At 65.8% G+C, this 11,181-nt stretch carries 1 protein-coding gene; it reads right to left on the bottom strand.

The annotated features are described in order from the left end of the window. On the bottom strand, positions 1–10,986 hold a 10,986-nt coding region (locus ACYVKM_RS12165; RefSeq protein WP_460877885.1), incomplete at its 3' end, for a putative Ig domain-containing protein. Between the last annotated feature and the right edge of the window lie 195 nt (positions 10,987–11,181).

The following is an 11,181-nucleotide window of genomic DNA, read 5'->3' as shown; positions in this document are numbered from 1 at the left end:
GGTCACCAGCACCGCCACGTTGCCGGCGGCATCGTACTGGTTGGCGTAGGTGGTGTTTTCGTACGTCGCCGGGGTCAGCACGATCTGCCCGTTCACCAGGCTGCCGTCGTTCACCAGCACCCGGTTGTCGGCATCGTAGGTGAACCACTCCGCCTGGATGTTCGGCGTCGTGGCCTGCACGGTCTGGGGCGTGGCCACCTGCGCGGTGGCCGGCTGACCCGCGACCACGACCTGGCCAGTCCCCACCCCGACGAAGTAAAGGTCGAAGCTGACGCTGACCGACAGGCCATCCACCGGATCGGTCGCGGTCAGCACCATGGTGCCGTAATCATGATCGATCTTGATCTTGGCCAGCGTCGCCGTGGACAACGTGCCGGTGGTGCTGTTGAACGTGACCGTCGCCGGGTACGCGCCGGACAGCGAGTACGTCAGCGCGCGGCCGGTCGGGTTGGTGAAGGCGCCGGCAGGGGGCGACCAGCCGTTGGCCGAGCCGTAGTAAAAATCCACTTCACTCGGCACGCCACCGTGGTACACCGGCGGCCCGCTGACCGGGGCGTTCACGGTCAGGGTAAATCCCTCGGCAGCCAGCGCACCATTCGAATCGCCGACCCAGCAACTCAAGGTAAATGAACCCGCCTGCGGAGGCGTCCCGCTATAGGTGAGTGTGCTGGCGTTGAACGTGATCCACGAGGGCAGTGCTACCCACGCCGATCCATTCCACAACAGCGCGGAATATCCCAAGCTGTCACCGTTGTAGTCCCGCGCAGGACTCACCTGGAAACTGAACGGCTGCCCTGCCACCGCAGTGGCATTCGGAGCCGCCGTCGGGAACACGGGCGCCACATTGTTGACGGTCACCGTAATGGTGGTGCTGGCCGCGTGTCCCAGGGGATCGGTTGCCGTGACGGTCCAGGTATAGGTTCCTGCCGGCTCGGTGGTGGCACTGAACGCAAACGTGCCATTGTTGAAACCGGCCCACGCGGGCGCATTGCTCGTGTAGGTGAGGCCGTGACCATAGGTGTCGCTGAAGACCGCCGGGATGCTGTAGATCTGCACCGACCCGTTAGGCGTAATGGTCTGTGCCGGGATGGAGCCGATCACGGCCGGGGGCGCGAAGCTGTTGGTCAGCGCGAACGTGCCGGACACCGTGCCGTTCTGGGCATTGGTGGCGATGATCTCGATCGTGTAGGCGCTGTCGTACTCGAAAGCGCCACCGCCCACCTGCGAGGTCTGATAACTGAGCGTGGTCGGCACGCCGGTGATGGCGCCGGTGGTCGCATTGATGCTCAGGCCCACGCTGCTGAGGGCGACCCAATGCGCCGGTACGTCGCGGGTGCTGTCGTCGGTGCCACCGTTGACTGGATAGATCAGCTCATGATCAGGGACCAGCACCATCGCGGTATAGGTGAGTGCACCACCGTCGGGCTCCACGAAGGCGTTGGCCGGTAGCGTGAGGTTGAGCGAGGCCCCGCCGATCACGCCGGTCCGATTGGTCAGGTTGCCGTTGTACACCGGCGGCGGCTGCATGTACTGCACCACGGTCACCGTGAAATGCGCTTCGGCCGCCTGCCCCTGCGGGTTCTTGCCGATCAGGTACAGGGTGAAGCTCTGTCCCACCACCGTCGTCGGCGGCGTGCCGGTGAAGGTCAGCGTGCTGGCGTTGAAGCTCATCCAGCTCGGTAGCGCGCTGTCGGTCTCGACACCGCCGTTCATGCTGTAGGAGCCCGCGGTGAAGGTCAGCGTGTCGCCGTCCGCCTCGGTGAAGTCACTGGCCGCATAGGCAAAGCCGAAGGCACGGCCGCCGTAGGTGGTCTGGTTGCCCACGCCACTGGTGTAGACCGGGGCCGTGGGCGCTACGGTGAGGGTGAAGGAGCTTGCCGCACTGCCGCCGTTGGCCGCCGTCGCCGTCACCTTCAACACATAGCTGCCGATGCTACCCACCGGCGGCGTACCCGTGAAGGTGAGCGTGACCGCGTTGAAGCTCAGCCATGACGGCAACGCGGCACCACTGCTCAGGCTGGCACTGTAGGTGATACCCGAACCGTTGGCGTCGGTCGCACCCGGCACCGTGAAGTTGAGTGCACCGTGCACACTGCCGCTCTGATTGCTGGCCCCGGCGGTGAATACCGGCGCGGCCACCGGCACGGTCACGGTAAACGTGCTGCTGACGCTCTGCCCGTTGACGTCGGTGGCCGTCACCGTGATCGACCAGTTACCGTTGGTGGTCGGCGTGCCGGTGAAGTTGCCGTTGCTGTTGAAGCTCATCCAGCTCGGCAGGGCACTGCCGTTGGACTGGGTGGCCGAGAACGTGAGCCCAAAGCCGACGTTGTCGGTGAAGCCGCCGGCCGCACTGAAGTTCCACGCCACACCTGGCGTGACTGTCTGTGCGCCGACCGCCCCAGTCGGTGGGCCGCCGTTGCCGCTGATCGGCGAGGCGTTGGCACCATAAGCACTCTGCGCAAACACCGCCCGGCGATTGCCGGCGGCATCGTAGTTGTAGACCAGGCGCGAGTTGGCCACGCCGTTGTCGGGGTTCTCGGTGGTCACCACGCTCAGACGATTGTGGCTGTCGTAGCTGGACACGGTTTCGGTGTGCACCACCTGCCCGGCGCCGTCGGTGGTGTAGGTGGCATCCACGGTCTGATTGCCGTTGACGTCGTACTGGTAGGTGTCCCACTCCGCCACCGAACCACCCGTGATCTGGGTGACCTTTGCGAGCTGGCCATCGGCTTCGTACTGATATTGCTCCGTACTGCCGCTGCCAGTGAGCACGCCTGGCAGATAGCCCGGATTGGTCTGTCCCGCCGGTGCCCAGTTGCTGGTCTCGCTGGTCAGCAGGCCCGAGCTGGCATCGTAGGTATAGGTGGTCAGTGCTCCGCTGAGGTCGGTATGCGACTGCACCCGGCCGAAGTAGTCGTAGACCCACGACTGGTGATCGCCATTGGCGGTGGTATCCCCGGTCTTGTTGCCGTTGACGTCGTAGGTGAAGGTCTCCGCCCAGCCATTGGCGTGCTGGATCGCGGTCTGGCTGCTCAGCACCCGGTGCTGGCTGTCGTAGCCGTAGTACGAGGTGTTGCCCAGCGCGTCGGTGACCTGGATGCGATCACCGTTGCTGTTGAGGACGTAGGCTTCCTGCGCCTGCTGGGTGCGCCCGGTACCGGTGCTGTTGAGCAGGAAGTCGCCTTGCGACGTCACCTGGTTGAGGTTGTCGTAGGTGGTGTAGGTGATATGGGTGAGCGGGCCACTCAGCGTATTGGCCGGTGGCGTCTCCTGCGCCACGGCACGCCCCAGCGCATCGTAAGCGGTAGTGGTTTGTGCGCCGGTCGCATCCTGCGCGATGGTGAGGTTGCCGCCGGCATCGTAGGTGTTCCACGAGGTGTTGCCGTCCTCGTCGGTCGCCCCGATCAGCTGACCGCTGACGTTGTAGTACCACTCTTTCGACGGCGTCTGCCAGGTGCGTACCCCGGTGGCCGAGACCACCAGGACGTTCGGTTCGATCTCCTGAAACAACTGGTTCTGGCTGTCGTACCGGTACTGCGTCGTGTTGCCGGCCGCATCCGTGCTGGACAGCACATTGCCCCAGCGGTCGTAGGTGAAGGTGCTTGGACTGCTTTCACCGGCTATCGCGTCGGCGACCGGAACCACCCGGGAGATGGTGTGTCCCGCCAGGTCCAGCGTATTGGCCGTCCATACCCCATTACCCCCACCCGTGGCGGTGGACAGGTCCACCACCTGGCTACCGGCCAGATCGTAGATATAGGTGTGGATGGCCCCGGTCTTGCTATCCGGTGCCGAGGTCAATAGCCCCACATTGTTATAAGTGTAGGTAGCCTCATACCCGTTGTTGTCACCCTTGGCGACCACCTCCCCGAAGGCGTTGTACTTCACCTGGGTGTAGCTGTCGTAGCCGCTCTGCCCGCTGCGCTGCACCGCGGTGGTCAGCTGCTGGTTGTCGGCGTCGTAGGTGTAGGTGCTGGTGACCGTGCTCGAGCCGCTGTTGCCGGTCAGTGAGTAGCTCTGGGTGAGTACGTTGCCGTTGTTGTCGTAGGTCGCGTTGCGGTAGTTGCCATTGGCATCGGCCACCTGGATCTGGTTGCCGCGGGCGTCGTACCACGCCCAGGTTTGCTGGGCGAGGGATCCCGCCTGCACCGTGGTGTTCAGCGTGTTGCCCAGCGCATCGTAGATGTAATACGTCAGCGGACTGACCGTGGTGTACAGCGCCGCCGTGGTGAGGTCGTCGCCCGGGTTGTTTTCCAGGATCGATTGCCAGTTGCTCACCAGCACCTGGCGCGCGGGCGCCGTGACGCTGGACACCCGACCCAGCGCGTCGTAGACGGTGGTCGTGGTCAGCCCGTTGACGGTCAGCGTGGTGACGTGGTTCTCGCCGTCGTACGCCAGCGTGGTGACGCTGCTGCCGGCGGCTCCGGCAGCGATGCCATTGACGTAACTGTATTCGCCGGTGTCGGTCTCGCTGGTCTTGCGGCCGATCGCGTCGTAGCCGTAGGTGCTGGTGCGGTCTGTGATATTGGCGGCCGGTGCCGACGGTGGCGTGGCGGTGGTCAGGCCGCTGGTCGCGATGGCCGTGGCGTACTGCGTGGTGCTGAGCACGTCACCCAGCCCGTCGTAGGTCGTGGTCGTGACGTAACCCTGCGGACTGGTGTAGGTGCCCGTCGGCGTCACCGTCATCACCACACGATTGAGCGCGTCGTAGTAGGTATACGTGGTCGCCCAGATCGCAGGCGTGGCATTGGCATCGCCCGTGGCATTGGCGCCCTGGATCAAGGTCGACGTACTGGTGACGTTGCCATAGCTGTCGTAGGTATAGAGGGTCGTAGGCGACCCACTCATCGCAGCGGCGGTCTCGGGTCCCATCGCCAAGTCATACCCGACCATCGACTGCACCACTTGCGTCTTCTGGTTGCGCTGGTCGTAGGTGGTGGTGATCGTGCGATCGCTGGCCGAGGTCACCAGCCCCTGCTGCAGCTGGGCCAGCGTCAGCGGCTGGCCGGCGCTCCAGCCGGTGATCGCGGCCGTGTTGAGCGCGGTGGCGTAACGGGTGATTGTCGTGACATTGCCAAAGGCATCGTAGTTGCTGGCGGTGACATAACCGTCGGCATCGACGGTAAAGGCGACCTGGTTGTCGCTGGTATAGACCTTGTATTGGAAGTGCCCGTTGGCATCCTGATCCACCACCGCCTGACCGAGCGCGTTATAGGTGACATGGGTACTGACGCCACCGGGGTAGGTCGTCTGGATCTGGTGGTTGGCAGCGTCGTAGGCGTAGCTCGTCGTGCTCAGCACGGTGACGTGCGCCGAGTCCGGACCGGTCCCCTGGTTGATCGCGGTGACATTGCCCACGCCGTCGTAGGCGTAGGTGGTGTACAGGTACGCCACGCCTTGCTGGAACGCGCCGGTACCCGCCGCCCAGCTACCCACGTTGACCGGCGGGCTCTGCTCCAGCGTCTTGCGCCCGGCGGTGTCGTAGAGGTCATACGTCCAGTGGCCGTCGCGATCGGCATGGCCTGTCTGCAGGCCCGTCGCATCGTAGGTATAGGTGGCGTTGACGCCCAGCGCATCGCCGGTGGTCAGCACCCGACCGGCATTGTCGTAGGTCGTGGTGCTCGTGCGCGCACCCGCCGTACCGGCAGCCGTCACCGCCGCCCCGACCGTGGCGACGGTCAGCGTGCCCGGCAGCGTGATCGCGTTGGCGTAGACCAGCTGCGCCGTGACGCGGCCGTCCTTGTCGTATTGCGTCTCGGTGACGTGGTTCGTGGTGTCGATGGTGTAACGCAGACGGCCGGCGTTGTCGTAGACACTCCACGTCGTGTGGTTCGGCGCACTGGCCAGCGTCTGGGTCACACTGCTGGTCGTCAGCTGCGCCGTCAGCGCCGCGCTGGTCGACAAGGCCAGCGTGCTGCCGTACGCGAGGCGGGCGATGACACGTCCGGCCGCGTCATAGCGCTGCTCGGTGACCACGCCCACCAGTTGCCCGTTGACGGTGTTCTGCTGCACCAGGAAGCGAGTCTGTCCATCGGAGTCATAAAGGTGCAGCGTCGCCTCGGCGGTGGCGTCGGTATTGCCAGCGCCGCTGACCAGGCTGGCCAGCGACGACAGCGCGGTCGTCTGCGACGTCTGCAGCACCGTCGCTTCGCTGGCCGTCACGCTCACCGCGTGGGCATAGGCCAGCGTCTCGCTGACGCGCCCGGCGGCGTCATAGCGGGTCTCGGTGACATAGCCCATCGGATCGACGCTGTAGCGCACCTGCCCTTCGGCGTTGTAAGCGGTGTAGGACACCGCATCGCTGGCACTGGTCACGAGATCCGCGGCGACCGCGGCCACGGTCGGGGTGCTACCCAGCGCCGTGAGCTGCGCGACGGTCAACGCGGTGGCGTAGGCACGCACCGCCGTGACCCGGCCATCGGCGTCGTACGTGGTCTGCGTGACGGCACCGGTGGGATCGATGCTGAAGACCTGCGCGTTGGCCTCGTTGTAAGCGCGGCGCGTGACATGGCCGTTGGCATCCGTGACGCTGACGAGGTTGTTGTTGCCGTCGTAGGCGTAGGTCGTGGTGAGGTTGAGATGACCGGTGCCCGGATCGACGATCTGCCGGCTGAGGCGCTCCAGGTTGTCGTAGACATACTGCGTGGTGCGTGCTGCGCTGGTGCCGGCACCGACCGTGACGGTCAGCGTCTTGCCGGCCCCGTCATAGGTCGAAGTGGTGGTGAGGTTGAGCTTGCCGGTGCCGGCATCCTGCACCTGGGTCAGTGTGTGGCCGTCGGCATCGTAGGTGTAGGTGGTCACCACCCCGGTCGGATCGGTCACGCTCAGCTCGCGGCCTTCGCCGTCATAGCTGTACGTGGTGGTAAGCGCCAGGCCCGCCGGATCGACCGTCTGGCTCAGCACGCGACCACTGGCATCGTAGGTATAGGTGACGACATGCCCGGTCGCATCGGCGGTCTGGATCAGATCGCCGTCGGCGTCGTACTGGTCGGTGGTGACATTGCCCAGCGCGTCCTTGGTAGTCAGCCGCTGCCCGTCGGCATCATAGGTATACGTGGTGGTATCGCCGGCCCCGTCGGTGACGCTGACCGTGTCGCCGAAGGCGTCCTTCACCGTCGTCATCGTCACGCCATCGGGCGTGGTCACGATGACCTTGTGGTTCGCTACGTCATACTGGTAGCTGGTGACGTTGCCCAGCGCATCGGTCTGCTTGACCGTGCGGTCGAAGGCGTCGACCGTCGTGTTCGTGGTGCGTGCCACGCCGCCGACGATCTGGCTGGCGCTGACCTGGCGGCCGAGGTTGTCGTAGGCGTAGGTGACGACGTTGCCGTTGCCTTCGGTCGTGCTCGTCACCCGCCCGAAGGCGTCGTAGGTGCTTGACGTGCTGCGCGCCACCGCCGAGCCGACCCCGTCGGTCTCGCCGGTCTGCTCGCCCCGGTTGTCATACGTGAACGTGCTGATCGTGCTGTTGGCCGCACTCAGGGCGCTGCCCGGTGCACTCAACTGCTGCTGGCTCTGGACCCGGTCGCCGAAGGCATCGTAGGCATACGCGGTCTGGTAGTTGTCCCCGTTCGTGGTGCTGGCGACCTGCCCGTCCAGCGTATAGGTGTAGCTGGTCAGGCCGTTGGCGTCGCTCGCCGACACTGGCAGCGCGGCCACGGCCGTGGCCAGCTGGGCCAGCGTGGCGGTGGTCGGGTTGAGCGTGGTGCCGCTGCTCGTGCCGCTGGTGAGGATCAGCTGGCTGGCGTACTGGCGTGTGCTCGTGACCTGGCCCAACGCGTTGTAGACATACGCCACCACGTTACCTACGGCATTGCGTGTACTGCCGCTGGGCTGGCCCTGCACTGTATAGGACACCCGTCCATCGGCGTCGTAATAGGTCCAGGTGCTGTTGCCCAACGCATCCGTGGCGGTGATGCGCTGACCCAGCACGTTATAGGTGTAGGTCGTCGTCGCCTGGTTGCCATCGACGTTCGTCAGCGTGTCGCCGAAGGCATCGTAGGTAGCGCTGGTGGTGCGTGCCGTGCCCTGCCCGGCCGTCGGCGTGACCGTCGTGCTCAGCAGCTGGCCGACCGTGCTGTAGGTATACGTCGTCACCGTGCCGTCGACCGCCGTCGTGCTCACGGCCTGGCCGTCCGCGTTGTACGTCACGCTGCTCTGCTCGTTGGCCGTGTTGCTGCCCAGCAGGCCCACCAGCGTCGTCACGCTCTCGCTGCCGGTCAGGGCTGTCAGCTGGGCGGACGTCAACGCCGTCGCATAACGTGTGGTGGTCGTGGTGTGCGTCGTCTCGTCGTAAGCCGTCGTGGTGAGGTAGCCGTCCGCATCCACCTGCGCGACGGGGCTGCCTTCGCCGTCGTAGTAGGTGCGCGTGGTCTGGTCGCTGCCGCTCGTAGCCAGATCGGCCTGCAGTGCCGCCAGCGTGGGCGTGCCGCCCAGCGCCGTGAGCTGCGCGGCGGTCAAGGCCGTGGCCGAGGCGGTGGTCTGGATAGCCCGACCGGCGCTGTCATAGGTGGTGACGGTGACGTAACCGGCCGCATCGATGCTCGCCACGGCATGGCCGTCGGCGTCGTACAGCGTATGGGTGGTGCGATCACTGGTGCTGGCAGTCAGGTCCGCCTGCAGCGCCGCCCACGTCGGCGCGCTGCCAAGCGCGGTGAGCTGCGCCGAGGTCAGCGCCGTCGCATGCGCGGTGCTGGCGATGACGTGGCCTGAGCCATCGTACGTGGTGGTGGTGACGTTGCCTTCGGCATCGATCGTGGCGATCGCCCGGCCCGCGGCATCGACCAGGGTGTGTGTAGTGACATCGTTCGCCGTGCCCGTGGGTATCGGCAGGCTGGTCGGCAGGCTCGCAGTCAGGGCGCCGCCGCTGACCCAGCCGCTGGTGCTGATCGACGTGGCGTACTGAGTGCTGCCGATAACGTGGCCATCGGCATCGTAGCTGATGGCGGTGACCGCCCCGGTGGCATCGACCGTGCCGGCGACCCGGCCATCGGCATCGTAGAAAGTGTAATTGACGTTGCCGGCCGGATCGATCGTGGCGACGTTCTGGCCGACGGCGTTGTACAGGTAGTTGGTGACACGGCTGGTCTGGCCGCTGGCCGACTGGGTGCTACTGATCAGCAGTCCCGCGCTGTTGCGCACCTGGGTGGTGACCAGGCCGTTGGCCTGGGTGATCGCCAGGGTGTTGCTGCTGTCGGTGTAGACGTAGCTGATGACGTGGCCCAGCGGATCGGTGCGGCTGATCAGCCGGCCCAGACTGTCGTAGGCATAGCTGGTGGTCTCCAGCGTGGTGCGGCTCGCACCGCGCTCGGTGGCCGTCTGCAGCAGCTGACCGTAGGCATCGTAGGTAGTGGTGGTGATCGTCGTGCCGGCATCGAGCACGCCCACGCCACTGCTGTTGACCGTGTCCCACTGCGTCTGCGTGGCCAGCTGGCCACGCACGTCGTAGGTGTAGTCCGTGCGCGTACTCTGCGCCAGTGTGGCCTGCACCGGGGCGCTGGCCACCCACCCCTGCAACTGGGCCAGGGTCGGTGGCGTGCCCGGGGACAGACCCGTCAGGCTGTATGTCGCCCCCAGGTACTGCTGGGTGCGGCTCAGCACCGTCAGGCCGCTGGTCGTGGTGTAGTCGTGCTCGGTGACGTGGCCCAACGGGTCGACGACATAGGCGAGGCGATCGCTGGCGTCGTACACGTCATACGTGGTCTGCGCCCCGCTGGGGGCGACATAGCCGCTCTGCCCCGCCACACCCTGGGCCGCCACGGTGTAGACCGTCTGGCTCAGTACCTGGTCGTCGGCGTTGTAGGTGTAACTGACCGTGTGCCCCGTCGCGTCCTCGACGCTGAGCAGGTTGCCGTTGGCGTCGTAGCTGTAGCTGGTGACGCCGCCATTGGCATCGGTCGCCGTCAGCAGGTTGCCGTTGGCGTCATAGCTGTACTGGGTGGTCGGCGTCACGCCGTTGACGGGTGGTGCCGCCACCTGGGTCAGCTCGCCGGCCGTGTTGTAGGTATAGGTCGTCGCCTGACCCAATGCATTGGTCAGCGTGGTGCTGCCGCTGGCGTAGCTCAGCGTCACCGTCTGGGCCGCCGCCCCGGTGCCGGTGGTGATCCCGGTGACCTGGTACGCGCCCTGGGCGTCTTCGGTGTAGCTGTAGCTCACCGTGGTGCCGTCACTCTGGGTGACCGAGGTGACCCGGTCGCTGCTGCCGTCGTAGGTATAGGTGGTGGTGTAGCTGGCGGTGCTGCTGTCGGTGTCCGAGGTCAGCAGCGTGGCCACCGTGCTCAGACGACCCTGCGTGTCGTAGGTGTAGCTCACCTGCTGACGGGTCACTGCGGTGGTCTGGCCCGGGGGAACCTCCTGGATCGACAGGCCGGTCAGCTGGCCGCTGGCGTTGTAGCTGAAGGTCAGTGCATCGCCGTCACCGGCGGTGATCTGGCTGAGCTGGCTGCCGTTGTAGCTGAAGCTGTAGCTGGCGCCGGTCTCGGCATCGCTCAGGACGGTCAGCTGGCCGCTGGCGTTATACGTCTCCTGCTGGCGGCTGGCGCTGTCGGTCCAGGTCCAGGTCGAGGACGCTGCGCTCCACGCCAAGGTGTCCTGGGCACCGCTCTGGTCGGTGCTGAGGTACTGACCCGAGGTCGCGTCATAGGCATAGGTGACGGTCGAGTCATCGTCGTCGGTGCGGGTGATCGTGCTGCCGGCGGTATCCAGCGTCCCGGTCAGGCCACCGATCGAGCGGCTGAAGCCGAACTGCCAACCGGCACTGCCGCTGAGCTGGCCCTGGCTGTTGTAGGTGCGCAGCACATCGAGCGACAGGCCGTCGAAGATCAGGCCCTCGTCCTGGCTCTCCAGCACCAGGTTGCCGGTGGCGGTGTTGACGACCTGGGCCACGTTGCCCTGGCCGATCGCCACCTGGCCGCCCAACCCCTGACCCAGCTGACGCAGCGAACTGGTATCCAGACCCAGACCATTACCCGATACGACTGCGACCATCGACTTGCCCCTGGCGTGCACGTGGAGAAGCAGCCTGTCGTCATGACAGGCCTGACCAAGGGCTTATCCAGTGGGGGACGGAAAAGTTTAGGGGTGGCCAAAGGGCGTGGACTCACCTCATCCGGCGCGGAGTGAACCGCGGCTCCATCAAAACCTGCCTTCGGCAACAGCACACTCCGGGCAGGAATGACTTCC

Source organism: Rhodanobacter koreensis (assembly GCF_054782855.1).
Note: the sequence above shows the minus strand (reverse complement) of the source record. Positions and strands in the feature narration are given on the sequence as shown.